At 41.4% G+C, this 25,788-nt stretch carries 30 protein-coding genes and 2 tRNA genes; all 32 read left to right on the forward strand.

Features of this window, described 5'->3' with window-relative positions:
* Positions 1-140 precede the first annotated feature (140 nt).
* The 32 genes from tig (at position 141) to I2D56_RS06735 (ending at position 25,788) form a co-directional block, all read left to right on the forward strand.
* Entirely contained in the window at positions 141-1,424 is a 1,284-nt protein-coding gene (tig, locus tag I2D56_RS06580; RefSeq protein ID WP_048691525.1) for a trigger factor, read from the forward strand.
* A gap of 218 nt (positions 1,425-1,642) precedes the next feature.
* Positions 1,643-2,221, forward strand: a complete 579-nt coding sequence (rpoE, locus tag I2D56_RS06585) for a DNA-directed RNA polymerase subunit delta (RefSeq protein ID WP_195348228.1) — start codon at positions 1,643-1,645, stop codon at positions 2,219-2,221.
* A 109-nt stretch (positions 2,222-2,330) separates the two neighbouring features.
* The gene (locus I2D56_RS06590) at positions 2,331-3,026 is read left to right on the forward strand and encodes a B3/4 domain-containing protein (protein WP_195348229.1); all 696 of its coding nucleotides are present in this window, start codon (positions 2,331-2,333) and stop codon (positions 3,024-3,026) included.
* Between the two features lie 163 nt (positions 3,027-3,189).
* Positions 3,190-3,275 (forward strand) — tRNA-Leu (locus I2D56_RS06595).
* Between the two features lie 81 nt (positions 3,276-3,356).
* Positions 3,357-3,809, forward strand: coding sequence for a hypothetical protein (locus tag I2D56_RS06600; protein WP_195348230.1), 453 nt, complete (start codon positions 3,357-3,359; stop codon positions 3,807-3,809).
* Positions 3,810-4,002: 193 nt separating this feature from the next.
* Complete coding sequence (locus tag I2D56_RS06605; protein ID WP_006595009.1) at positions 4,003-4,884, forward strand: class II fructose-bisphosphate aldolase; 882 nt, start codon at positions 4,003-4,005, stop codon at positions 4,882-4,884.
* 154 nt (positions 4,885-5,038) lie between these two features.
* Entirely contained in the window at positions 5,039-5,794 is a 756-nt protein-coding gene (locus I2D56_RS06610) for a DeoR/GlpR family DNA-binding transcription regulator (RefSeq protein WP_006595008.1), read from the forward strand.
* Positions 5,795-6,016: 222 nt separating this feature from the next.
* Positions 6,017-6,442, forward strand: a complete 426-nt coding sequence (gene lacA / locus I2D56_RS06615; RefSeq protein WP_195348231.1) for a galactose-6-phosphate isomerase subunit LacA — start codon at positions 6,017-6,019, stop codon at positions 6,440-6,442.
* Between the two features lie 15 nt (positions 6,443-6,457).
* Positions 6,458-6,973, forward strand: coding sequence for a galactose-6-phosphate isomerase subunit LacB (gene lacB, locus I2D56_RS06620; protein ID WP_023027663.1), 516 nt, complete (start codon positions 6,458-6,460; stop codon positions 6,971-6,973).
* An 11-nt stretch (positions 6,974-6,984) separates the two neighbouring features.
* Positions 6,985-7,914, forward strand: coding sequence for a tagatose-6-phosphate kinase (locus I2D56_RS06625; protein ID WP_117745227.1), 930 nt, complete (start codon positions 6,985-6,987; stop codon positions 7,912-7,914).
* A gap of 1 nt (position 7,915) precedes the next feature.
* Positions 7,916-8,896 (forward strand): tagatose-bisphosphate aldolase, encoded by a 981-nt coding sequence (gene lacD / locus I2D56_RS06630; RefSeq protein ID WP_125374755.1) that lies wholly within the window; start codon positions 7,916-7,918, stop codon positions 8,894-8,896.
* Between the two features lie 291 nt (positions 8,897-9,187).
* The gene (locus I2D56_RS06635) at positions 9,188-10,021 is read left to right on the forward strand and encodes a PRD domain-containing protein (RefSeq protein WP_023027667.1); all 834 of its coding nucleotides are present in this window, start codon (positions 9,188-9,190) and stop codon (positions 10,019-10,021) included.
* A gap of 42 nt (positions 10,022-10,063) precedes the next feature.
* Positions 10,064-10,381, forward strand: a complete 318-nt coding sequence (locus tag I2D56_RS06640) for a PTS lactose/cellobiose transporter subunit IIA (RefSeq protein ID WP_117745228.1) — start codon at positions 10,064-10,066, stop codon at positions 10,379-10,381.
* Positions 10,381-12,075, forward strand: a complete 1,695-nt coding sequence (locus tag I2D56_RS06645) for a lactose-specific PTS transporter subunit EIIC (protein ID WP_195348232.1) — start codon at positions 10,381-10,383, stop codon at positions 12,073-12,075. The genes I2D56_RS06640 and I2D56_RS06645 overlap by 1 nt, the downstream gene beginning before the upstream one ends.
* A gap of 213 nt (positions 12,076-12,288) precedes the next feature.
* Entirely contained in the window at positions 12,289-13,695 is a 1,407-nt protein-coding gene (gene lacG, locus I2D56_RS06650; RefSeq protein WP_324250353.1) for a 6-phospho-beta-galactosidase, read from the forward strand.
* A 477-nt stretch (positions 13,696-14,172) separates the two neighbouring features.
* Positions 14,173-15,165, forward strand: coding sequence for an ABC transporter ATP-binding protein (locus I2D56_RS06655; protein ID WP_195348234.1), 993 nt, complete (start codon positions 14,173-14,175; stop codon positions 15,163-15,165).
* Between the two features lies 1 nt (position 15,166).
* A complete protein-coding gene (locus I2D56_RS06660) occupies positions 15,167-15,985 on the forward strand; it encodes an ABC transporter permease (RefSeq protein ID WP_195348235.1) in 819 nt (272 codons plus the stop codon).
* 1 nt (position 15,986) lies between these two features.
* Positions 15,987-16,772 (forward strand): ABC transporter permease, encoded by a 786-nt coding sequence (locus I2D56_RS06665; RefSeq protein WP_195348236.1) that lies wholly within the window; start codon positions 15,987-15,989, stop codon positions 16,770-16,772.
* Between the two features lie 38 nt (positions 16,773-16,810).
* Positions 16,811-17,272, forward strand: coding sequence for a GNAT family N-acetyltransferase (locus tag I2D56_RS06670; RefSeq protein WP_195348237.1), 462 nt, complete (start codon positions 16,811-16,813; stop codon positions 17,270-17,272).
* Positions 17,273-17,318: 46 nt separating this feature from the next.
* Positions 17,319-17,391: transfer RNA gene (locus I2D56_RS06675), tRNA-Thr, on the forward strand.
* 328 nt (positions 17,392-17,719) lie between these two features.
* A complete protein-coding gene (locus tag I2D56_RS06680; protein WP_195348238.1) occupies positions 17,720-18,031 on the forward strand; it encodes a LiaF transmembrane domain-containing protein in 312 nt (103 codons plus the stop codon).
* A gap of 177 nt (positions 18,032-18,208) precedes the next feature.
* Positions 18,209-18,655 carry a LytTR family DNA-binding domain-containing protein gene (locus tag I2D56_RS06685; RefSeq protein WP_048788766.1) on the forward strand — a complete coding sequence of 149 codons (447 nt, stop codon included), beginning with the start codon at positions 18,209-18,211 and terminating at the stop codon, positions 18,653-18,655.
* Positions 18,656-18,659: 4 nt separating this feature from the next.
* Positions 18,660-19,355, forward strand: coding sequence for a LiaF transmembrane domain-containing protein (locus tag I2D56_RS06690; RefSeq protein WP_195348239.1), 696 nt, complete (start codon positions 18,660-18,662; stop codon positions 19,353-19,355).
* 118 nt (positions 19,356-19,473) lie between these two features.
* Positions 19,474-19,662: a 50S ribosomal protein L28 gene (gene rpmB, locus I2D56_RS06695; RefSeq protein WP_001140948.1), complete on the forward strand. Its 189-nt coding sequence runs from the start codon at positions 19,474-19,476 to the stop codon at positions 19,660-19,662.
* Between the two features lie 142 nt (positions 19,663-19,804).
* Entirely contained in the window at positions 19,805-20,170 is a 366-nt protein-coding gene (locus I2D56_RS06700) for an Asp23/Gls24 family envelope stress response protein (RefSeq protein ID WP_006594986.1), read from the forward strand.
* A gap of 2 nt (positions 20,171-20,172) precedes the next feature.
* Positions 20,173-21,837, forward strand: coding sequence for a DAK2 domain-containing protein (locus tag I2D56_RS06705; protein WP_048691480.1), 1,665 nt, complete (start codon positions 20,173-20,175; stop codon positions 21,835-21,837).
* A 161-nt stretch (positions 21,838-21,998) separates the two neighbouring features.
* Positions 21,999-22,568: an SP0191 family lipoprotein gene (locus tag I2D56_RS06710; RefSeq protein WP_154854537.1), complete on the forward strand. Its 570-nt coding sequence runs from the start codon at positions 21,999-22,001 to the stop codon at positions 22,566-22,568.
* A 127-nt stretch (positions 22,569-22,695) separates the two neighbouring features.
* Entirely contained in the window at positions 22,696-22,887 is a 192-nt protein-coding gene (locus I2D56_RS06715) for a hypothetical protein (RefSeq protein ID WP_014712940.1), read from the forward strand.
* Positions 22,884-23,081, forward strand: a complete 198-nt coding sequence (locus tag I2D56_RS06720) for a hypothetical protein (protein ID WP_048714779.1) — start codon at positions 22,884-22,886, stop codon at positions 23,079-23,081. Before I2D56_RS06715 ends, I2D56_RS06720 begins: the two co-directional genes overlap by 4 nt.
* Entirely contained in the window at positions 23,068-23,985 is a 918-nt protein-coding gene (locus I2D56_RS06725) for an ABC transporter ATP-binding protein (protein ID WP_195348240.1), read from the forward strand. Before I2D56_RS06720 ends, I2D56_RS06725 begins: the two co-directional genes overlap by 14 nt.
* Positions 23,954-24,694, forward strand: a complete 741-nt coding sequence (locus I2D56_RS06730; protein WP_195348241.1) for an ABC transporter permease — start codon at positions 23,954-23,956, stop codon at positions 24,692-24,694. Before I2D56_RS06725 ends, I2D56_RS06730 begins: the two co-directional genes overlap by 32 nt.
* 368 nt (positions 24,695-25,062) lie before the next feature.
* On the forward strand, positions 25,063-25,788 hold the full coding sequence (locus tag I2D56_RS06735; RefSeq protein WP_229050199.1) for a sensor histidine kinase: 726 nt from the start codon (positions 25,063-25,065) through the stop codon (positions 25,786-25,788).

Genomic DNA, 25,788 nt, shown 5'->3' on the forward strand with positions numbered 1-25,788 from the left:
TCTATTGGTCTGCAGAAACCACTATAAAATTGCTAAAAAAGAAGCAGTTTCCACAAAACCAGGATGCCCAAAAACTTGCATTTTCGAAGTTTTATGGTAAAATTATTAGGAATGACTATATTATTTTAAGGAGAGACAGAATGTCTGTATCATTTGAAAACAAAGAAACAAACCGCGGTGTATTGACTTTCACCATTAGTCAAGAACAAATTAAACCAGCTTTAGATCGCGTGTTTGAATCTGTTAAGAAAAACTTGAACGTACCAGGATTCCGTAAAGGTCACCTTCCACGTCCAATCTTCAACCAACGTTTTGGTGAAGAATCACTTTATCAAGATGCTTTGAACGATCTTCTTCCAGCAGCTTATGAAGCAGCAGTAAAAGAAGCAGGTCTTGAAGTTGTTGCTCAACCAACTTTTGACGTTGTATCAATGGAAAAAGGTCAAGATTGGACTTTGACAGCAAATGTTGTTACAAAACCAGAAGTGAAATTGGGTGCTTACAAAGACCTTGAAGTATCTGTAGAAGTTTCTAAAGAAGTAACAGACGAAGATGTAGATGCACGTATCGAACGCGAACGCAACAACTTGGCTGAATTGGTGATCAAAGAAGGACCAGCAGCTGAAGGTGATACCGTTGTGATCGACTTTGTAGGTTCTGTTGACGGTGTTGAGTTTGACGGAGGAAAAGGAGATAACTTCTCACTTGGACTTGGTTCAGGCCAATTCATCCCAGGTTTCGAAGACCAATTGGTTGGACACTCAGCTGGTGAAACAGTTGATGTCATCGTAACTTTCCCAGAAAACTACCAAGCAACTGACCTTGCAGGTAAAGAAGCAAAATTCGTGACAACGATCCACGAAGTAAAAGCAAAAGAAGTACCAGCTCTTGACGATGAATTGGCAAAAGACATCGACGAAGAAGTTGAAACTCTTGCTGAATTGAAAGAAAAATACCGCAAAGAGTTGGCTGAAGCGAAAGAAGAAGCATACAAAGATGCAGTTGAGTCAGCAGCGATTGACCTTGCAGTAGAAAATGCAGAAATCGTTGACCTTCCAGAAGAAATGATCCACGAAGAAGTACACCGTGCCGTTAACGAATTCCTTGGAAACATGCAACGTCAAGGAATCTCTCCAGATATGTACTTCCAAATCACTGGTACAACTCAAGAAGATCTTCACAAACAATATGAAGCAGATGCAGCAGCACGTACTAAGACAAACCTTGTCGTAGAAGCAGTTGCTAAAGCAGAAGGCTTCGAAGCAACTGACGAAGAAGTAACTGCAGAAATCGAACAATTGGCAGCAGACTACAACATGCCAGTTGAACAAGTTCGTAGCTTGCTTTCACCAGAAATGTTGAAACACGACATTGCTGTGAAGAAAGCTGTTGAAGTGATCACAAGCACTGCAAAAGTAAAATAAAAAAGACGATTTTCCATCTTGATGGAAACAAGTCATAAGAAGAAAAGCTGAGGCCATGTGTCCCAGCTTTTCTCTTCTTATTGGCACGGAATTTTCCTTTGACGAAAGGGGAAAATTATCGTACAATAGAGTGTAACGATAAATGATGTATTCTAGGGGTATCCTCTTTTTTAATGAAAAAGAGTGTTGCCTTGAGATAAAAATGAAGGAGATCTACCTTGGAATTAGAAGTATTTGCTGGACAAGAAAAAAGTGAACTTTCAATGATTGAAGTAGCCCGTGCGATCTTAGAATCACGTGGCCGTGATCATGAAATGTATTTCAATGACCTGGTCAATGAAATTCAAAACTACCTCGAAAAATCAAACAGTGAAATTCGTGAAGCTCTTCCATTGTTCTATACAGAATTAAATGTGGACGGAAGCTTTATCCCACTAGGAGACAACAAATGGGGACTTCGCTCATGGTATGCGATCGATGAGGTAGATGAAGAAATCATCGCTCTTGAAGAAACAGATGAATACGAAGAGCCTAAGAAACGTAAGAAAAAACGCGTCAATGCCTTTATGGATGGAGACGAAGACGCGATCGATTACAATGCGGATGATCCAGAAGACGAAGATGTCTACGAAGCAGACCCAGCGCTTACTTACGATGATGAAAATCCAGAAGATGAGAAGGATGAAGTGGAAGCCTATGACGCTGAAATCAATGAAATCTCACCAGACGAGTTGGATGAAGAAGTTGAGTTAAGTGACGAAGAAGACGAAGAAGAGTCTTACGACGAAGAAGAATAATCCAAAAAACAAGGAATTCGTTCCTTGTTTTTTGTTTGCTTGAAGGAGGCTTCAAGGAGGAGTATAATAAGGGTGTAAGAATGATGTACCGAAGAAGGAGGAAGGACATATGGACTGGATACTTGATCAAAGTTTGGTGGATTTGGGGATTGAGACAGTTGTAATCGGAGTGGCCAAACAGGTGGATCCACAAGCTCCCTTATCTGCAACTTTTCTAGCTAAAAAGAAGGAGATGGAAGCCTGGGCCTTAAATTGTGATCTCAGCTCGGTGAAAGAGGAGGCAGTTGTACAAGGCTATATGGATTTGTTGAAGGAAGTGGGGCGTAGTGTCAAGAAGAACCCGCCGACTATTCTTGCTTTGATTAAGAATATCCAAAGTCGAGGCTTCCTTCCTACGATCAATAGTGTGATTGATATCTATAATGTTGAATGTCTCCGTTCCTTTTTAGCCATTGGAGGGCATGATCTGGATAAAATCCAGGGACCCATTGAGTTTACGATTAGTCAAAGAGAGGATACATTTTTGCCCATCTTATCAACAGAAAAGCATGTTAGTGAAACCGATCCGGTCTACCGAGATCAAGAGGGTATTATGGCCTGGCTAGATGTGAGAGATGGTGAACGCTATAAGATGGAGGAAACTACCCGCAATGCCCTCTTTATCATCCAGGGAAACAGAGCGACCTCTGTAGAGATGCGCTTGGAAGTACTGGAGCGGATTAGAGAAGATTTGTCCTCATGTATGCCCGATTTAGAATTTGAAAAATATCTGGTTACCCCCAGTGAGACAATTCCAATCCCTTAAAGAAGAACTCCTATATTAGGGATGAGTCCTCATCTGAACATAAGAGAGATGTGAAGTAGCCGACGCTCTTCTTGACTTGTGAAAATCTGCAACCTTTGAAAAAAGTTTGAAAAAAATCTTGACAAGAAAGTAGAAGATTGATATACTAGTAAGGTACTCAATCGCGGGGATGGCGGAATTGGCAGACGCGCAGGACTAAGGATCCTGTGACCGCTTTAGGTCGTGAGGGTTCAAGTCCCTCTCTCCGCATCGGATAATCAAGACAGCTTCGGCTGTCTTTTTTGTTTTTCAAAACTTTATGATAGAATAGGTGTGAGATGAGGTGTGAATATGAAGAAGAACTATCTGGTTTTGATCAATGGGCTCCTAGCGCTCGTAGGAAGTGCCATTAATTTTTTTGCTCCAGTCATGATTTTGGCCATGGGGCTCGCTGCACATGAAGATTTCGGAAGTGCCTTGATGGCTTTAATTAGCTGGAACTTCTTTGTCTGTATTCTAGCCATCGCTTCTAGGTGGCTCCTAAAAGATGAAAAGAGGATTCATAAGTGGATTTCCAATCTCTTTCTGGTAGCGGGTCTCATTCTTTTACTTGCGAATCTCCTTATTTTGTCCTGGAGTTTTTCGTATCTTGAAAGTCCCTTGATGTGGCTATTTGGAAAAATCTTTGGGAAAGTTCATGAATTTACTTATTTCTTCTATTCTCAATGGGTCGCAGGAGGATTCCTAGTGATTTCCGGGATTGCATTTTTAGTTTCATTAAAAAATTTTAAAGCAGAGGATTAAAAAGAGGGAGCTTGGGCTCCCTTCTTTTGCGTTTCTATGGGCTGTAGAAGTCTTGGGAAAGTAAGCATTCCTCCTCATTTATCATAAGAAAGCGCTTAAAGCTACAGGAAAAGCTAGCATTTTCAATGAAAAAGTGATAAAATAAACAATGTAAGTGGTTTAACCACAAAAAATAAGAGGAGGCCTACAACTAATGGCAATCGTTTCAGCAGAAAAATTTGTCCAAGCAGCTCGTGACAATGGTTACGCAGTTGGTGGATTTAACACAAACAACCTTGAGTGGACTCAAGCTATCTTGCGTGCAGCAGAAGCTAAAAAAGCTCCAGTTTTGATCCAAACTTCTATGGGTGCTGCTAAATACATGGGTGGTTACAAAGTAGCTCGCAACATGATCGCTAACCTTGTTGAAGCAATGGGTATCACTGTACCAGTTGCAATCCACTTGGACCATGGTCACTATGAAGATGCTCTTGAGTGTATCGAAGTTGGTTATACTTCAATCATGTTCGACGGATCACACCTTCCAGTTGAAGAAAACCTTAAATTGGCGAAAGAAGTTGTAGAAAAAGCTCACGCTAAAGGTATCTCAGTTGAAGCTGAAGTTGGTACAATCGGTGGTGAAGAAGACGGTATCGTTGGTAAAGGTGAATTGGCACCAATCGAAGATGCTAAAGCAATGGTTGCTACAGGAATCGACTTCTTGGCAGCAGGTATTGGTAACATCCACGGTCCATACCCAGCAAACTGGGAAGGTCTTGACCTTGATCACTTGAAGAAATTGACAGAAGCTCTTCCAGGATTCCCAATCGTATTGCACGGTGGTTCAGGTATCCCTGATGAGCAAATCCAAGAAGCTATCAAACTTGGTGTTGCGAAAGTTAACGTTAACACTGAGTGCCAAATCGCATTCGCTAACGCAACTCGTCAATTCGTACGTGAATACGATGCAAACGAAGCAGAATACGACAAGAAGAAACTCTTCGACCCACGTAAATTCTTAAAACCAGGATTCGAAGCAATCACAGCTTCAGTTGAAGAACGTATCGACGTATTTGGTAGCGAAAACAAAGCTTAATCTTGCTTGAAACGTTATTAACCAGAGGTTTATCCGTAAGGATAAGCCTTTTTTGGTTCTCTTATTTAGAAAAGTGTTTATTTCAAACAAAAAATGATTGCGATTCTGTCAGTTTAAGGTTATAATAAACAAAAACGAAGCAAGTAGGTAGGAAATGAAAAAACAGGAAAGACTGAATGAGATCATCAATCTGGTCAATAAGGCTGGAACCGTTTATGTTCAAGACATCATGGAAAGTATGCAGGTGTCGGATATGACTGTCCGTCGGGATTTGATTGAATTGGAAAAGCAAGGGCTCCTTATTCGGGTTCGAAATGGAGCCAAAAGTAACCAATTCCTCCCTTCACGAGAGCTTCCCCATGAAGAGAAGTTACTCAAGAATATTCTGGCTAAGCGTGAGGTAGCGAAGAAAGCTAGCGAACTGATAAAAGAAGGTGAGAGTATCTTCCTTGGGCCGGGGACCTCTGTTGAGGTTCTTTCCGAAGCCATTAATAATAAGGAATTGCGTGTGGTGACCAACTGTCTGCCGATTTTCCAAGAGTTGTTAAAGAAGAAAAGTGATACCTTTAAGGTAATCCTCTTAGGAGGGGAACTTCGAGAAACCAGTCAAGCTTTTGTCGGCGAGATAACGAACACTCTCATGGAAAGAATGTACTTCCACAAGATGTTTTTTAGTGGGAATGGCATTGTGGATGGACGCGTTCTGACCTCTTCTTTTGAAGAAGCCTATACGCAAAAGTTAGCCTTAGAACGTTCTTCTGAAGCTTACCTACTGATTGATTCCTCCAAGATTGGCAAGGAAGACTTTACCTCTATCTGTTCCTTGAAAAAAGTAACTGCGGTGATAACGGACGATGCATCTGAAAAAGCACATGAAGAATTAGAGGAATATACACGTGTGATTGTATAAATAATAAACTGAAAAGAGAGAGCGATTCTCTCTTTTTTTGTTTATTACAAACAATTTAGGGCTAAAAATAGTAAAAAATGAAGAAAAAAGAAAAAAATAAACAAAAAATAGTTGACAACAAACAAAATTAGCGCTATACTGTGTTTGTGAATAACAAAACGAAGTCGAATGAAGAAAGAGGAGAGCTTTCTTTGTTGACAGAAATGCAAAAAGGAGAAGTATATGGCAATTGTAGTTGGTGCGGATGCAACAGGTATTCGCTTAAAAGAAGTAGTCAAAGAATATTTGGAAGTAGAAGGTTTCCAAGTGGTGGATGTCACTGAAGAAGGGCAAGACTTTGTTGATGTGACCTTGGCTGTTGCTAAAGAAGTCAAACAAGCAGAAGATAATCTGGGTATTGTCATTGATGCATACGGAGCTGGTCCATTCATGGTCGCAACTAAAATTAAGGGAATGGTTGCAGCAGAAGTTTCAGATGAACGCTCTGCCTACATGACCCGTGGACACAACAATTCTCGCATGATCACCATGGGTGCTCAAATCGTGGGTGACCAATTGGCAAAAAATATCGCTAAAGGTTTTGTAAACGGTAAGTATGATGGCGGTCGCCACCAAATCCGTGTCGATATGCTCAACAAGATGTGCTAAGGGGGGAGTAAACGAATGAAAATTGCAATTGGATGTGACCATATTGTCACAAATGAAAAAATGGCTGTTTCTGAATTTTTGAAATCAAAAGGCTATGAAGTCCTTGACTTCGGAACCTATGACCATGCGCGCACCCACTACCCAATTTTTGGGAAAAAAGTCGGAGAAGCTGTAGCTAGTGGTCTTGCAGATTTTGGAGTATGTATCTGTGGAACTGGCGTTGGGATTAACAACGCGGTTAACAAGGTCCCTGGAATCCGTTCAGCCTTGGTCCGCGATATGACAACTGCACTTTATGCCAAAGAAGAACTCAATGCCAACGTCATTGGTTTCGGTGGGAAAGTAACTGGTGAATTGCTCATGTGCGATATTATTGAAGCTTTCATTCATGCAGAATACAAACCAAGTGAAGAAAACAAGAAATTGATCGCCAAGATTCAACATTTGGAAACCCACAACGACCATCAAGAAGATGAGGATTTCTTCACAGAATTCCTTGAAAAATGGGATCGTGGTGAATACCACGACTAAGAGGTGGGATTATGATCTTAACAGTAACCATGAACCCATCTATTGACATTTCCTATCCATTAGAAACCTTACAATTGGATACGGTCAATCGAGTAGGCAAGGTAAGCAAAACTGCAGGAGGTAAGGGACTCAATGTCACACGGGTCCTAGCAGAGATTGGAGATCCTGTCTCAGCGACTGGTCTGGTTGGCGGTTCAACAGGCCAATTTATCTTGGAACATCTGGATCAGAAGATCGGCAAAGAATTCTTTGAAATTCAAGGGGAGACCCGCAATTGTATTGCTATTCTCCACGAAGGGCAACAAACTGAAATCCTGGAAAAAGGTCCATCTGTTTCTGAAGAAGAAGGGAAAGCCTTTCTGTCTCACTTTGAAGCTTTGCTTCCAGCTGTAACAGTTGTTGTTATCTCAGGAAGTTTACCAGCTGGGTTACCAGTTGATTATTATGTGAAATTGGTCGAGCGTGCTAAGAAGGCAGGAAAACCAGTCGTTCTGGATTGCTCAGGTGCTTCCTTAGAAAAAGCTCTAGCAGCCCCTATTAAACCAACGGTTATCAAGCCAAATAATGAAGAATTGTCCCAATTACTGGGCTATGAGGTGACCAAGGATTTTGATCAATTAAAAGAAGTTCTTCAAACTGACTTATTTGAAGGCATTGACTGGATCATCGTCTCCCTAGGAGCTGACGGTGCCTTTGCCAAACACGGAGATGTCTTCTATAAAGTGGATATTCCAAAAATTGAAGTCGTCAACCCAGTGGGCTCTGGTGATTCAACGGTTGCTGGGATTGCCTCAGCTCTCTATCATCAGGAAGATGACCAAGCGCTTTTAACCAAAGCCAATGTCCTTGGCATGTTGAATGCTCAAGAAGCAACGACAGGCCATATCAATATTCATCACTATGATGATTTGTATCAACAGATAAATGTAAAAGAGGTATAAGATGGTATTAACAGAACAAAAACGCAACTATTTAGAAAAATTGAGCACCAAAGAGGGTGTGATCTCTGCCTTGGCTTTTGACCAACGCGGTGCTTTGAAACGCCTCATGGCCCAATACCAAGACACAGAACCAACAGTGGCTCAAATGGAAGAATTGAAGGTCCTAGTGGCTGAAGAATTGACACCATTCGCATCTTCTATGCTCTTGGACCCTGAGTATGGACTTCCAGCGACCAAGGTCTTGGATGCAGAAGCAGGGCTTTTGTTGGCATATGAAAAAACAGGCTATGACACTTCTAGCACCAAGCGTCTGCCAGACTGCCTCAACCTTTGGTCAGCTAAACGCATCAAAGAGCAGGGTGCAGATGCAGTGAAATTCTTGCTCTACTATGATGTGGATAGTGCAGACGAACTCAACCAAGAAAAACAAGCCTACATCGAACGCATCGGTTCAGAATGTGCGGCAGAAGAAATTCCATTCTTCCTTGAAATCTTGGCTTACGATGAAACAATCGCTGATGCAGGTTCTGTAGAATACGCTAAAGTGAAACCTCGCAAGGTCATCGAAGCGATGAAAGTCTTCTCAGACCCACGCTTCAACATCGATGTCTTGAAAGTAGAAGTGCCAGTCAATGTCAAATATGTAGAAGGATTTGGCGATGGAGAAATTGTGCATAGTCGTGAGGAAGCTGCGGCCTTCTTTAAAGAACAAGAAGAAGCAACCAACCTTCCATACATCTACTTGAGTGCAGGTGTTTCTGCCAAACTCTTCCAAGAAACCCTAGTCTTTGCGCATGAAGCAGGCGCAAACTTCAACGGGGTTCTTTGCGGACGTGCAACTTGGGCTGGATCTGTAGAAGCCTACATCAAGAATGGGGAAGCTGCAGCTCGTGAATGGTTGCGTACCGAAGGTCGTCGCAACATTGAAGAACTCAACCAAGTCTTGGACCAAGTCGCAACTTCTTGGAAAGAGCGTATTTAAAAGTGTAGACCACTCCTTTAACGATGGGCGTTCAAATTTCCTTGAAGAGCCCAGAGAAGACAGCTATAAACAGCTATTTGTTAGAAAAAAACAAAAAAGTTAAAAAGTTGTTAAGAAAGGGTTTACAAAAACAAAAGCGTGTGCTATACTTAATCCATAAGTGAATACAAGGTGAGTGTTAGTAAGTTAGATTACGCATGATCACAGATGAATCGGGGAGAACCCTCTCTGATCTCATTTGTGGTCATTTTTTATACCCTAAACCTTAAATAAACTAGCAAGGAGAGTACCATGTATCGGATTTTAAATCCACTCAATCACAATGTTGCTCTGGTGAGAAATGACAAAGGGGAAGAACTGATTGTCATTGGAAAAGGAATTGTTTTTGGGAAAAAGAAGGGCGACCTAGTCCCTAAAGAAAAGGTAGAAAAGCTCTTTCGGATGAAAACAGAGGAATCCCGAGAGAACTTTATGACCCTGCTAAAAGATGTTCCGTTAGACTTCATCACAGTGACCTACGAGATGATTGATTACTTGATCAAAAAGTATCACTATCCCGTTCAAGAATATATCTATGTGACCTTGACCGACCACATGTTTTGCTCTTACCAAGCAATGACCCAAGGCAGGTATAAGGAAAGTAATCTTTTGGATATCTCGGAGAACTATCCAGTGGCTTTTGAGATTGCCAAAGAGGCAGTAGATATCTATCGGGAGAAGCTCACAACTAGCTTCCCTGAAGATGAGATCACTCGCATCGCCTATCATTTCATCAACGCAGAAGGTGAAAATGGAGTGGAAATCGTGGATTCCATGGACCAGCGCAAAGAAATCTTAAAAGGTGTGGAAGAGGTTTTGGATAGTTACTCAATCAAACGAACCGAGACCAACAATAACTTTTATGATCGCTTCATGATTCATCTCAACTACTTCTTGGATTACCTGGATCGCAATCGAGACGATAATCAATCACTTCTAGATATGGAGGAGCACATCAAAAGCTCCTATCCCAAAGCCTTTGAGATTGGTTCCAAGATTTATGATGTGATTTCTAGGGAGACTGGAGTTGACTTGTACAAGAGCGAACGGGTCTATCTTGTCTTACACATTCAACGATTATTGTAACAACTTTTAAAAATTAAGAAATTCAAATTGGAGGAATTGGTCATGACCAAAGAAGAAATGACACTATTAGGTTTTGAGATCGTTGCCTATGCAGGGGATGCTCGCTCTAAACTTTTGGAGGCCCTCAAGGCAGCTGAGAAGGGTGACTTCGCTCAAGCGGAAAGCTTGGTAGAAGAAGCAGGAAGCTGCATCGCAGAGGCTCACAAGTCTCAAACAACTATGCTAGCGCAAGAAGCAGCCGGAGAAGACCTCCCTTACAGCATTACCATGATGCATGGGCAGGACCACTTAATGACAACGATCCTATTAAAAGATGTGATTCATCATCTCATTGAACTATACAAAAGAGGAGTAAAATAATGCATAAATTAATTGAATTAATTGAGAAAGGAAAACCTTTCTTCGAGAAGATTTCTCGTAATAAATATCTGCGTGCGATTCGTGATGGATTTATCGCGGGGATGCCAGTCATCTTATTCTCATCTATCTTTATCTTGATTGCCTATGTTCCAAATGCATGGGGCTTCCATTGGTCAAAAGAAATTGAAAACTTCTTGATGACACCTTATAGCTATTCGATGGGAATTTTGGCTTTCTTCGTAGGTGGAACTACAGCCAAAGCTCTGACAGATTCTGTCAACCGTGACCTACCTGCAACAAACCAGATCAACTTCTTGTCAACCATGTTGGCATCTATGGTTGGTTTCCTTCTAATGGCAGCTGAACCAGCGAAAGAAGGAGGTTTTCTGACTGCCTTCATGGGAACAAAAGGTCTTTTGACAGCCTTTATTGCAGCCTTCGTTACCGTTAATGTTTACAAAGTCTGCGTGAAAAACAATGTTACGATTCGCATGCCAGACGAAGTTCCACCAAATATCTCTCAAGTATTTAAAGACTTGATTCCATTCACTGTATCAGTGGTTCTCCTTTATGGACTTGAACTGATTGTGAAGGGTAGTCTTGGTGTAACAGTAGCTGAATCTATTGGTACTCTTCTTGCGCCTCTATTCTCAGCAGCAGACGGTTATGTTGGTATTACGATTATTTTCGGTGCCTTTGCATTCTTCTGGTTTATTGGTATTCACGGCCCATCTATCGTTGAGCCTGCGATTGCAGCGATCACTTATGCAAATGCCGAAGTCAACTTGAACCTCCTTCAACAAGGTATGCACGCTGATAAGATCCTTACATCTGGTACACAAATGTTCATCGTCACTATGGGTGGTACAGGAGCAACTCTTGTGGTTCCATTCATGTTTATGTGGTTGTGTAAATCAAAACGAAATCGTGCTATTGGACGTGCTTCAGTAGTTCCTACATTCTTCGGTGTAAACGAACCAATCTTGTTTGGTGCACCGCTTGTTTTGAACCCAATCTTCTTTATCCCATTCATCTTTGCACCAATTGCAAACGTATGGATCTTTAAGTTCTTTATTGAAACACTTGGCATGAACTCATTTACTGCCAACCTTCCATGGACTACACCAGGACCTCTTGGTATTGTTCTTGGTACAAACTTCCAGTTCTTATCATTCGCTCTTGCAGCATTGTTAATTGTAGTAGATATTGCTATCTACTATCCATTCCTCAAGGTTTATGATGAACAAATTCTTGAAGAAGAACGTTCTGGTAAAGCTAATGACGAATTAAAAGATAAAGTAGCTGCAAACTTTAACACTGCAAAAGCAGATGCTATTCTTGCAAAAGCTGGAGTAGAATCAGCACAAAATACAATTACTGAAGAAACAAACGTCCTCGTTCTTTGTGCGGGTGGTGGAACAAGCGGTCTTCTTGCCAATGCTTTGAATAAAGCTGCTGCAGAATACAATGTTCCTGTCAAAGCGGCAGCTGGTGGCTACGGAGCTCACCGTGAAATGTTGCCAGAATTTGACCTTGTTATTCTTGCTCCTCAAGTAGCTTCAAACTATGAAGATATGAAGGCTGAAACAGATAAACTTGGAATCAAATTGGCTAAGACTGAAGGATCTCAATACATTAAATTGACACGCGATGGACAAGGTGCTCTAGCCTTTGTTCAAGCGCAATTCGATTAACGATAGGGACTGTGAAACAGTCTCCTATCGTAACGGAAATCGCTATGGCGATTTTCCTAATCGACTTGTTAATTCGTCGGTAAAAATATATCGTTTTTACCTCCTCATGTCACAATTCGGTGGCTTGGAACAAGAAGTGAGATGGAGATGGATGGCTCACTAACTCCTCTCCCCTCACTTTTCATTTTATCCAATCAAGAAATAGGTGAAAAAATGACAAAAACACTTCCTAAAGATTTTATTTTTGGTGGGGCAACGGCTGCCTATCAAGCAGAAGGAGCTACCCATACTGACGGAAAAGGACCAGTTGCTTGGGACAAATACTTAGCTGATAACTATTGGTATACAGCAGAACCAGCAAGCGATTTCTACCATAAATATCCAGTAGACTTACAGTTGGCTGAAGAATATGGCGTAAACGGAATTCGTATTTCTATTGCTTGGTCACGTATTTTCCCAACTGGCTATGGTGAAGTAAATCCAAAAGGGGTAGAATTCTATCATAAGTTATTTGCAGAATGTCATAAACGTCATGTGGAGCCTTTTGTAACCCTCCATCACTTTGATACACCAGAAGCTCTTCACTCAAACGGAGACTTCTTGAATCGTGAAAATATCGAACACTTTGTAGACTATGCTGCCTTCTGTTTTGAAGAATTCCCAGAAGTAAACTACTGGACAACATTTAATGAAATTGGACCAATCGGTGATGGTCAATACTTAGTCGGAAAATTCCCTCCAGGTATTCAGTATGACCTTGCCAAAGTCTTCCAATCCCACCACAATATGATGGTGTCTCATGCTCGTGCTGTGAAATTGTATAAAGACAAAGGGTATGAAGGTGAAATTGGAGTTGTGCACGCGTTACCAACTAAATATCCATTAGATCCTAAGAACCCTGCTGATATTCGAGCAGCTGAGTTGGAAGATATCATCCATAACAAGTTTATTCTAGATGCAACCTACCTTGGCCACTATTCAAAAGAAACGATGGATGGCGTTAACCACATTCTTTCAGTTAATGGTGGTGAGTTGGATCTTCGAGACGAAGACTTTGTGGCACTTGAAGCAGCTAAAGACCTGAATGACTTCCTTGGAATTAACTACTACATGAGTGATTGGATGGAAGCATTTGATGGTGAAACTGAAATCATCCACAACGGTAAAGGGGAAAAAGGAAGCTCTAAGTACCAAATTAAAGGTGTTGGTCGTCGTGTAGCTCCTGACTATGTACCTCGCACTGACTGGGACTGGATCATTTATCCTCAAGGGCTATATGATCAGATCATGCGTGTGAAGGCGGATTATCCAAACTATAAGAAAATCTACATCACTGAAAACGGACTGGGCTACAAAGATGAGTTTGTGGACAATACGGTTTATGACGATGGACGGATTGATTATGTGAAACAACACTTGGAAGTTCTGTCCGATGCGATTGCGGATGGGGCAAACGTCAAAGGCTACTTCATTTGGTCACTCATGGACGTCTTCTCTTGGTCAAATGGTTACGAAAAACGCTATGGTCTCTTTTATGTGGACTTTGAAACCCAAGAGCGCTATCCGAAGAAGTCAGCTCACTGGTACAAGAAAGTAGCAGAAAGCCAAGTAATTGAATAAAGAAATAAACATGTAAGAAGGCTTATCCGTAAGGGTAGGTCTTTTTTGGTTCTCTTATTTGGAAAAGTGTTTATTGTAAACAAACTAATTCACTCATTTCTAGTAATAATTTTTTGTTTGAAGGGCCAATATAGTTTTTACATGATATAATTAAATTGTTGAGTTAATATTAGGAGATTATGATTCATATTGATCAAAATAGTTTGCCTTTTTACAATTCGTAGCCTGCCCCTAAGGGCAGGTTTTTTGGTGTCTTAAGGAAACTATTTAACAGAATTTCTGATTAAAAGTTTCATTTTAAGAGAGAAATCTCTAATTTCATAATCAATAAGCAAACGCTTGCATTCCTGTTTTTATTAGATTATAATAGGTTGGTATAAAGCCCTCTGTAATAATATTGAAAAAGTGTAGAAAGTAAGGATTTAGAATATTTGTAGTCAAAAATACAATGTTGCTTCTTACGATAGGGAGATAGATATGGCAATGATAGAAGTGCAACATCTTCAGAAAAATTTTGTGAAGACAGTTAAGGAGCCGGGGTTAAAGGGGGCCTTGCGCTCCTTTGTTCATCCTGAAAAGCAGACTTTTGAAGCGGTCAAGGATTTAACTTTTGAAGTTCCAAAAGGGCAGATTCTAGGATTTATCGGGGCAAATGGTGCTGGGAAGTCGACCACCATCAAAATGCTGACAGGAATTTTGAAGCCCACATCTGGCTTTTGTCGGATTAACGGCAAGATTCCCCAGGATAATCGCCAAGATTATGTCAAGGATATTGGAGTCGTTTTCGGACAACGCACCCAGCTATGGTGGGATTTGGCTTTGCAAGAGACCTACACGGTTTTGAAAGAGATCTATGATGTACCGGACTCGCTTTTCCAAAAGCGCATGGACTTTTTGAATGAAGTTTTGGATTTGAAGGAATTTATCAAGGATCCTGTGCGGACTCTTTCACTAGGTCAACGGATGCGGGCGGATATTGCGGCTTCCTTACTTCACAATCCCAAGGTTCTCTTTTTAGATGAACCGACTATTGGTTTGGATGTGTCGGTCAAGGACAACATTCGCCGGGCCATTACTCAGATTAATCAGGAGGAAGAGACAACTATTCTCTTGACTACTCATGATTTGAGTGATATTGAGCAACTCTGTGATCGGATTTTTATGATTGATAAGGGGCAAGAGATTTTTGATGGAACGGTTAGCCAGCTCAAGGAGACCTTTGGCAAGATGAAGACTCTCTCCTTTGAGCTGACGCCAGGTCAAAATCATCTCCTCTCTCATTATGAGGGCTTGCCTGATATGTCCATTGATAGACAAGGAAATACTCTCAATATTGAATTCGATAGTTCCTGCTACCAGTCGGCCGATATTATCAAGCAAACCTTATCTGATTTTGAAGTCCGTGATTTGAAGATGGTAGATACGGATATTGAGGATATTATCCGTCGCTTCTACCGAAAGGAACTCTAAGATGGTCAAATTGTGGAGACGTTATAAACCCTTTATCAATGCAGGGATTCAGGAGTTGATTAGCTATCGAGTCAACTTTATTCTCTATCGGATTGGTGATGTCATGGGGGCTTTTGTCGCTTTCTATCTCTGGAAGGCTGTCTTTGATTCCTCCCAGGAGCCTTTGATTCAGGGCTTCAGTATGGCGGATATCACCCTCTACATCATCATGAGTTTTGTGACTAATCTTCTGACTAGGTCGGATTCTTCCTTTATGATTGGTGATGAGGTCAAGGATGGTTCCATTATCATGCGCTTGTTGCGACCAGTGCATTTTGCGGCTTCTTACCTCTTTACGGAGCTTGGTTCCAGGTGGTTGATTTTTATCTCTGTTGGACTGCCATTTTTAAGTGTCATTGTTTTGATGAAAATCTTGTCTGGGCAAGGAATTGTAGAAGTGTTGGGACTAACTACCCTTTATCTTTTTAGCTTAACGCTGGCCTATCTGATTAACTTTTTCTTTAATATCTGCTTTGGATTTTCAGCCTTTGTATTTAAAAATCTTTGGGGTTCCAACCTACTTAAGACTTCCATAGTGGCCTTTATGTCTGGGAGTTTGATTCCCTTGGCTTTCTTTCCAAAGGTCATTTCAGATATTCTGTCCTTCTTACCTTTCTCATCCTTAATTTACACTCCGGTCATGATTATTGTTGGGAAATACGATGCTAGTCAGATTCTTCAAGCACTTTTGCTTCAGTTCTTCTGGCTCTTAGTGATGCTAGGCTTGTCTCAGTTGATTTGGAAACGAGTCCAGTCCTTCATCACCATTCAGGGAGGTTAGTATGAAAAAATATCAACGCATGCATCTGATTTTTATCAGACAATACATCAAACAAATCATGGAATACAAGGTCGATTTTGTGGTTGGTGTGCTAGGAGTTTTTCTGACCCAAGGCTTGAACCTCTTGTTTCTCAATGTCATCTTTCAACACATCCCCTCGCTAGAAGGCTGGACTTTTCAAGAAATTGCCTTTATCTATGGTTTTTCCTTGATTCCCAAGGGACTGGACCACCTCTTTTTTGACAATCTCTGGGCACTAGGTCAACGCTTAGTCCGAAAAGGGGAGTTTGACAAGTATCTGACTCGTCCTATCAATCCTCTCTTTCACATCCTCGTTGAGACCTTTCAGATTGATGCCTTGGGTGAACTTTTGGTCGGTGGAATTTTACTAGCGACAACGGTCTCTAGCATTGCTTGGACTCTACCGAAATTCCTGATTTTTCTAGTTTGCATTCCTTTTGCAACCTTGATTTACACTTCCTTGAAAATTGCTACAGCCAGCATCGCTTTTTGGACCAAGCAGTCAGGCGCCATGATTTACATTTTCTATATGTTTAATGATTTTGCCAAGTACCCGATTTCCATTTACAATTCGCTCCTTCGTTGGTTAATTAGCTTTATTGTACCTTTCGCCTTTACGGCCTACTATCCTGCCAGCTATTTCTTGCAGGACAAGGATGTCTTCTTTAATATCGGTGGTTTGATTCTGATTTCTCTTATCTTCTTTTGCATCTCTCTGAAACTCTGGGATAGGGGATTAGACTCATACGAAAGTGCTGGTTCGTAAGAGGTAAAGTAGGACTAAAATCAAGAAAGGAACTTATGATGCTTGTTATTAAAGAAGTTAAGGATGAAGAGCAAAAAATGGCAGTTGTCGCCGAGGTTTTAAAGGATTTGCCAGAATGGTTTGGAATGCCAGAAAGCACGCAAGCCTACATCGAAGGAGCCAAGGACTTGCAAGTGTGGGCTGCCTATCAGGAGGGTGATTTGCTTGGCTTTGTAAGCTTGTCCTATTCTAGTGAAGATTGTGCAGAGATTGATTGTCTCGGTGTAAAAAAAGCTCATCAAGGCAGGGGGATTGGAAGTCAGTTGCTTGCTACTTTGGAAAGTGAAGCCTGCAAAAAAGTCGACTATTTACAGGTAAAAACAGTGGCAGAAGGTTCTAACAAGGATTATGACCGAACCAATATCTTTTATCGCAGTCTTGGTTTTAAAAAACTAGAGATTTTTCCACAACTTTGGGGGCCTCAAAATCCTTGTCAGATTTTGATTAAAAAGATCAACTAAAAGTGCTTGACATCCGCTATCAGAGTGCTATACTGAGAAAGTAATCGCCGAATTAGCTCAGTTGGTAGAGCAACGCACTCGTAACGCGTAGGTCACAGGTTCGATCCCTGCATTCGGCATTAAACTATACAAGAAAAAGCCCCTTGTGACGGGCTTTTTTTGATGTCGAATCACTTTTTGTACCAAAATTTGTACCAAATGATTAAAAAAATTTTCAAACTCATCTTTGCTTTTCTCAATCGTCATGGACTGGAATGGTTTCATGAAGGAGGGGAACCATCCCCTAAAAATGGCTAGTTCATCTGGCTCATTCATGTTCATGTGACCAGATAGTCCGATAATTTGACCGCTTATCCAAATTTCCTTGTCACCCTTGCCTCTGTTTGTTATAGTAGGTTTATCAAAAGAAGCTAGTCTTCTGATAACATTACAAAAAGAGGTAGTATCATGAAAAAATTAATTGGGCTTGGATTTATCCTTGCAGCTATTGCTGTCATCACCTTTAGTATGGTTGGTTATCCGAAAATAGATGCCAATCTTTGGCCCTTGGTTCCAGTTGTCTTGTTTGCTTTCTTTACGCTTGAAAATGCACTCAAGAAAGACTACAAGTCCAGCTTGATTTGTGCCATCATTGGTTTTATCATTGCCAATGCCATCTATGACCTTCTTCCGATTTCAAATGGGGTCGTGATTACTGCGGGTGTCTTGGCTTGTCTTGGTCTCGGTTTTCTTTTTCCAGACGCACCAAAAGAAAAATAATGCTTCCAATTTTATTCGCTTCAGGGGCTTGGTATGAAGAGATTTCTTCAGACTAAGTCCTTTTTAGCTGTCTGAAAGAACCACTTAGGGGCTGAAAAGAACCACTTACCGAAAAGGTCTTGTAAGATTTCGAACAGCTGTTATAATGTTACTAACAAAGGTTAAGAAAGGAGTCCTATGAAAGTTCGTATCGAATTAGATCCGCAGATGGATGAGCCAGAAATGATCATTCGGGCTCCTCGATTGACGGAGGATGTCGCCCGCTTGCAACAGTTGATCTTGGAGCAAAAAATGACGCCCTTGACCTTTTACAAGGATCGAAGCGAGTACTTTGTAGATGTGTCAGAAATTCTCTTCTTTGAGACAGATGGTGAAAAGATCTATGGACATACCAGAGAAGAGGCTTATGAGGTCCGTCAAAAACTCTACGAATTGGAAGAAATCTTGCCGATTGCTTTCTGTCGCATCTCCAAGTCGACCATCGTCAATACCAAGCAGATTTATTCCATCGAAAAATCTTTTTCGGGAACCAGTACAGTAAACTTTTATCAAACCCATAAGCAGGTACACGTGTCCCGACACTATTATCAACTCTTAAAAGAACGGTTAAAGGAAATGAGGTAACAAAATGAAAAATAAATTAATTGGGATTTTCTTAATCCTCCTAGCAGCTTTGGTGCTCTTACAAGGCTATTTTGTAAAATGGGAGATCAGTATCTGGACGCTGGCTTGGGTTGTCTTGCTCGCAGTCCTTTCCCTCTCTAGTTTCTTGAAGCGCCACTTTGGTTGGGGCTTCCTATATGGGATCTTGGCCCTCTTCTCCCTTAATGGCCAATACCATTTTCTTCCAGTATCCAATTCGGTGGTCATCTTTTCTTCTATTTTAGCGGTAATCGGTCTCAATATTCTCTTCAAGCCTTCCAAAAAAGCAAAAACTACTTGGAACTCCTACTCAGCAGGAACATCTTCGCAAACTGCTGGCAATGACATCGACGTCTCCTTCTCTACAGTGACCAAGTATTTGAATGACCAGAATTTTACGGGTGGGAGTGCGGATGTGAGCTTGGGAGAAGCTTCTATCTATTTTGACAATTGCCGGATAGAAGGACCCTCAGCCCAGTTTGCGGTGGATGTCTCCCTTGGAAGTTTGAGTCTCTATGTCCCGAGCGACTGGCGGGTTCATGTCAATGTAGAAAGTTCTCTGTCAGCTATCCAACACCAGGAAAATCCTAGCAATTTAACCAGCAAAGACTTTTACATCGTCGGAGAGGTCTCACTGGGGAATCTAGAAATCATCTATGTAGGTGAGAATAACTTTTCATAAGCCGATCTAAGAAAAACTTATTCAAAGGTCTTGCCAAGAGAAAGTTTTTTTGGTAATATAGTACGGTATGTGGTGCTAGCACATCCGTAATATTAGATCTAATAGGAGGCAAAACAGAATGGCTAAAGTATGTTATTTTACTGGTCGTAAGACTGTATCAGGAAACAACCGTTCACACGCGATGAACCAAACCAAACGTGCCGTAAAACCAAACCTTCAAAAAGTAACTGTCCTTATCGATGGTAAACCTAAAAAAGTTTGGGCTTCAGCTCGTGCATTGAAATCTGGTAAAGTAGAACGCGTTTAATCAGAAATGAGGATCTCTTGGAGATCCTTTTCTTTTCTCTTTTTGGACATTTGTATCAACCGATAGGAGAAAGGTGTATCCCTTTTACACGCGCCCTCTTTTATGGTAAAATAGAATATAAAATACTTTTGAGGTAGAAATTATGACAGTAAAAATCAATACAAAAGATGGTCAAATTGAATTGACCGATGATGTCATCGCAACTGTTGTAGGCGGTGCAGCCACTGAAATTTTTGGAGTGGTTGGAATGGCCAGCAAAAACGCGATTAAAGATAATTTCCAAGCTCTCTTAGGTAAGGAAAACTACTCTAAGGGTGTCGTTGTGAAAACAGCGGAAGCAGGAAGTATTGCGGTTGATGTTTACACTGTTTTGAGCTATGGTACAAAGATTAGCGAAGTCTCAAAAAATATTCAAGAGCGTGTCAAATTCAGTTTAGAAAATCAACTTGGAATCACAACGGATACAGTCAACGTCTATATCCAAAACATTAAAATTGTGGGAGAATAATCGTGTCTAAAATTACAACTAGTTTATTTCAAGAAATGGTCCAAGCAGGGGCTACTCGCTTAAATAAACAAGCCGAGTATGTCAATTCATTGAACGTTTTTCCTGTACCAGACGGTGATACTGGAACCAACATGGGAATGACCATTGAAAATGGTGCAAAAGAAGTAGCTGATCGCTCTGCTTCAACTGTCGGAGAAGCAGCAAATATCTTTGCGAAGGGGCTTTTGATGGGAGCGCGTGGAAACTCAGGGGTTATTACTTCTCAGTTGTTCCGTGGATTTTCTCAAAGTGTCAAAGACAAGGATGAATTGGATGGAGCAGCTCTTGCGGCAGCCTTCCAAGCAGGGGTTGAAGTAGCTTATAAAGCTGTTATGAAGCCTGTCGAAGGAACCATCTTGACCGTTTCTCGTGGTGCTGCCATCGGTGCTAAGAAAAAAGCAGAATCTACCAATGATGCTGTTGAAGTCATGCGTGCGGCCCTTGAAGGAGCTAAGACAGCTCTTGCCAAAACACCAGATATGCTTCCTGTATTGAAGGAAGTTGGTGTAGTGGACTCTGGTGGTCAAGGTTTGGTCTTCATTTATGAAGGATTCCTATCAGCTTTGACAGGAGAGTTCATCGCTTCTGAAGAATTTGTGGCGACTCCAGCAACCATGTCAGAAATGATCAATGCAGAACACCACAAGTCCGTAGCGGGCCATGTGGCAACCGAGGATATCACCTTTGGTTACTGTACTGAGATCATGGTCGCTTTGAAACAAGGTCCAACCTATGTCAAAGACTTTGACTACGACGAATTCCGTAATTATTTGAACAATCTTGGGGATTCTCTATTAGTCGTCAACGATGATGAAATCGTCAAAGTCCACGTCCATACTGAAGATCCAGGTCTTGTCATGCAAGAAGGTCTTAAGTACGGAAGCTTGGTTAAGGTGAAAGTCGACAACATGCGCAACCAGCACGAAGCACAAGTTGAAAAAGAAGAACGTCAAGCGAAACCAGCTGAAGCAAAAGAATATGCGATTATTGCAGTCGTTGCGGGTGACGGTTTAGCGGATATCTTCAAAGCGCAAGGAGTGGATTACATCATCTCTGGTGGTCAAACCATGAACCCTTCGACAGAAGACTTTGTCAAAGCTGTTGAAGAGTTGAATGCGCGCAACATCATTATCTTGCCAAATAACAAAAACATCTTGATGGCGGCTCAATCTGCAGCAGAAGTCATTGAGCAACCAGCAGCAGTCGTAGAGACGAAGACCATCCCTCAAGGATTGACCAGTCTTCTTGCCTTTGATGAGAGCAAGTCGATCGAAGAAAACTACGAACGCATGAGCGCTTCATTGGAAGATGTTGTTTCAGGTAGTGTGACGACAGCCGTTCGTGATACCACTATTGATGGTCTTGAAATCCATGAAAACGACAATCTTGGAATGGTTGATGGTAAGATCGTCGTTTCCAATCCAGATATGATGGAAACCTTGACAGCAACCTTTGACAAGATGTTGGACGAAGATAGTGAAATTGTCACGATTTATATCGGTGAAGATGGTAAAGAAGAAGTAGCCAATGACTTGGCTCAAAACTTGATGGCTAAATATGAGGACGTCGAAGTCGAAATTCATCAAGGAAATCAACCAGTTTACCCATATTTGTTTAGCGTTGAATAATCAAAAAATTTCAAAAATAGCAGGAAAAAGAGCCAAAAAATGATTTTTTGGCCCTTTTTTTGATAAAAAAAGCTTTATGAAAGCGATTAGATAGGTGTTTTTAGACAATTTTTATTTGATATGTTATACTTTAGAAAAATAGAAATAGGAGAAAAAAGCAAATGAAAAAGGTAATCTGCTTTTTAGGAGCTTTGCTTTTTGTGATGACGGGTTGTGCTACTAAGTCCCAGTCCACAGAAACATCAAAAAGCTCAACCACTACTTCGATAGAAAAAAGTGAAACTGTTACCAGTGAGGCAAAGGAAGAAACCAAGGTTCTCACTGCAGAAATCAATGGCAATCAACATCGCTACACCATCACGACAAAAGGTGATAAGGTTCAGAAATTAAAGTTAGATGTTTTATCGGCCCTACCAGAAAAAATTGCCACTAATTCAGCTAATTTAAGTCCTGAAGAAATGACAAAAATTATCAATGAAGGTTTGCAGTCAGATTCAGAATACAAGGCTCTGAAAGACACAGCTGGCTTCAGTATCGAATATAAGGTCACTCCAGAGAAAAAATTAGCCTCAACAGTCTCTGTTGATATGGAAACCATTGATTGGGACAAGGTTAAAGATCTATCTTACTTTAAAGATCTTGGTATCGGTGACCTAAAAGACATCAAGGCATCGACCGTTTTCACAGGATTAAAACTCCATGGTTTCAAAGAAGAAACCCCAGCACCATAGGCTCGGACTCTTGTCCGGCCTTTTTTTATTTTCCATGACATTTGTCATGTGAGCGAGTGACAAAATTATCTAGTGGCTGTTATTTTCTTTCGCTATAATATAGTCAGAAAGTAAGAGGTAAGGAAAAATGAAACAATGGTTCTATAAAGTGTTTACGTTAACAGTGGTGGGGATGGTCGTCTATTTGATCTTTTCAAAGGATGATAGTCTCTATTACCATTTTCCTTGGGAATTATTTGCTGGGATTGGCATCATGAGCTGGGCGGTCCAAGAAGGATTGAAGATGATCAAGGCTGTTAAAAAGGAGATGGAGCAATGAAAAAGAAACTTGAAATTGGATTGGTAGCTGTTTTGTGTTTGCTCCTTTGGGTAACTGAGATGATGACGGGCTGGTTTTCTGCCCATTTTCCTAGCTGGTTTTTCCAAACGGTTTGGGGAGTGACCTTGGTCGTCTATGTCATCATTCCAGCTGGCCAGATTTGGTTGAAAGGAGAGTCTCATGAGTGTCATTAGAGTAGAGAACTTGAACAAAAGTATCAGAGGAAAGGTGATCCTAGAAGATCTTTCTTTTACAGTCGAGAGAGGGGATTGTCTGGCCTTGATCGGGCCAAACGGAGCTGGGAAAACAACCTTGATGAACTGTCTTCTGGGAGATATGAAAGCGACGTCTGGAATCATTGAAGTAGAGGGGAAGGCACCTGGTCATCCTCAGTTAAAGGCTAGTGTGTCCTATCTCCCTCAAGAGAATGCTATCGTTCAAAAGTTAACCGTGCAGGAACTGATCAACTTCTTTCGCTCTATTTATCCTAATCCCTTAACAGGGGAAGAAATTGATGATTTATTGCGTTTTACTCCAGAACAAAAGAAGCAATTAGCCAGTAAGCTGTCTGGTGGGCAAAAGCGTCTCTTATCCTTTGTGTTGACCTTGATTGGTCGTCCCAGTCTCCTATTTTTGGATGAGCCAACGGCTGCCATGGATACGTCCACTCGCCAACGCTTTTGGGAGATCGTCGGGCATTTAAAGGACCAAGGTGTGACTATTGTCTATTCTTCCCATTACATCGAGGAAGTAGAGCATACAGCTGATCGGATTTTGGTCTTGCATCAGGGACATTTGCTTCGGGATACGACGCCTCTCGCTATGAGAAGCGAAGAGGTAGAAAAACATTTCACCTTGCCTTTGCGCTACCAAGCTCTAGCAGCAGAGATGGAAGGTGTTAGTGAAGTAATCATTAAACCCGATGCTCTTCAGATTGTGACACGTGATGCCAATCGTTTGTGGCTTCGATTACAAGAAGAAGGCTGTTCGATCCAAGAAATCGAAGTGACCAATCGAAGTTTATTGGATTCTATTTTTGAAAATACAAAGGAAGTAGGTAAAGAAGATGAAACGCATGAAAGCTCTCGGCGTGGTTGAGTGGCATTTGACTAGACGCCAAGCCATTTATTACTTGTTATCAATTGGGATGCCCACGGCCTTTTATCTCTTCTTTTCAGGGATGTACCAGGACACACCAGGGGCACCCGCTCACTTTATGAGGGATTATCTCCTTTCTATGACGGCATTTTCTATGATGTCTACGGCTATCTTTTCTTTTCCAACCGTTCTTGAAACCGATCGACTCAATAATTGGCAAAAAGTCTTGCGCCATACCCCCGTATCTATGGTAGAATATTATCTAATAAAGGTTGTGGGTCTCTTTGTCGATTTTCTCCTATCGATTGTAGTTGTCTTTACCGTGGGCCATGTGGTGCGGCATGTGAATATGCCCCTACAGGATTGGGTCTTAGCAGCCTTTATTCTCATCCTAGGAAGTCTAGCTTTTGTGGCTCTCGGTCTGGTTTTGACCCTGCTTCCTTCCAGTCAATTGATGTCTGTTGTGGGCAATCTCCTTTACATGGGGCTGGCTGTCATGGGTGGTCTTTGGATGCCCATTAGCCTCTTTCCAGAATGGATGCAAGCCATCGGCAAATGCTTACCAACCTATCAATTGATGGAACTGATCAAGACCTTTTTAAACAAGGGGCAGGTCAATGTCTTTGCGAGTGTCTATTTAACTTTGTTTACCCTGGTCTTGTTTGCCCTTGTTATCGTCTATCGTCGTCATTCTGAGGTTCGTTCATGATTGAAAAACTCAAACATATTCACCATATGTTTTACGTAGGCCTAATCTTTATGGTCTTTCCCTTTGCTTCTATTTTCTTAGGGCAGATTCCCTGGTGGCATTTCTTTTTAGCCATCTTCTTTATGATGAGCTATCTAGGAATCCTCATTGTTGAAAATAGGACACTGACCTGGATTTTTTGGATTTATCTATTGGCTTACATAGGTGGAAATACCTTATATGTTGGGACAGGCTTTTGTTGGTTTTACTATTATCTAAGCAATATTTTAGTTTATCGTTTTAGAGTCCACAATTTTCGTTCTCCCTTTCTTTGGACGGCCTTTTTATCACAACTGATCCTTTTGGGAGCCTTGTTATTTAATAGAGATATGGGAGAAAATGATTGGCTTTTTGTACTGATCATCTGCTTGTTCATCGCGATTATGACCTATAGTATGGTCCGGGCTGAGATGATGGAAGAGTTGAAAGCTGACCATGCCAAGCAAAATGCCCAGATCAATCTCTTGCTGGCAGAAAACGAGCGCCATCGGATTGGCCGTGATCTACATGACAGTCTGGGCCACACCTTTGCCATGCTGAGTGTCAAGGCAGACCTGGCTGATCAATTCTTAGCATTGGGTCAGGTTGAGAAGGCGCAGGAGCAGGTGCAAGAGATTCAAGCTATCAGTCAGGAGTCCATGCACCAAGTCCGAGAGATTGTGGAGAATTTGAAGCAACGAACCCTGGCAAGAGAGCTAGAAACCGTCCAGCAAATGCTCGAAGTGGCGCAAGTCAAAGTGGAGATCCAAAACGATCTCGATACAGCCAGCATCTCGCCGATCCTAGAGTCTGCTCTGGCCATGGTGTCTCTGGAATTAGCTACCAATATGATCAAACATGCCAAAGCGACGCAGGCCTTTCTCTCTTATTGCTCCACCGAGACAGGTGTAGAAATGGTTGCAGAAGACAATGGCATCGGCTTTAGTAAAGTTTCCGATAAGGATCTGCACTCGATCCGCGAACGGATTGCCTTATTGGGAGGAGAGTTAGAGATCAGTCGTCGTCACAAGCCAACCCGCATAGAAATACGGATCCCCTATCAAGAAAGGAAATAA

Origin of the sequence: Streptococcus australis, assembly GCF_015553625.1 — a bacterium.
GTDB classification, from domain to species: domain Bacteria; phylum Bacillota; class Bacilli; order Lactobacillales; family Streptococcaceae; genus Streptococcus; species Streptococcus australis_B.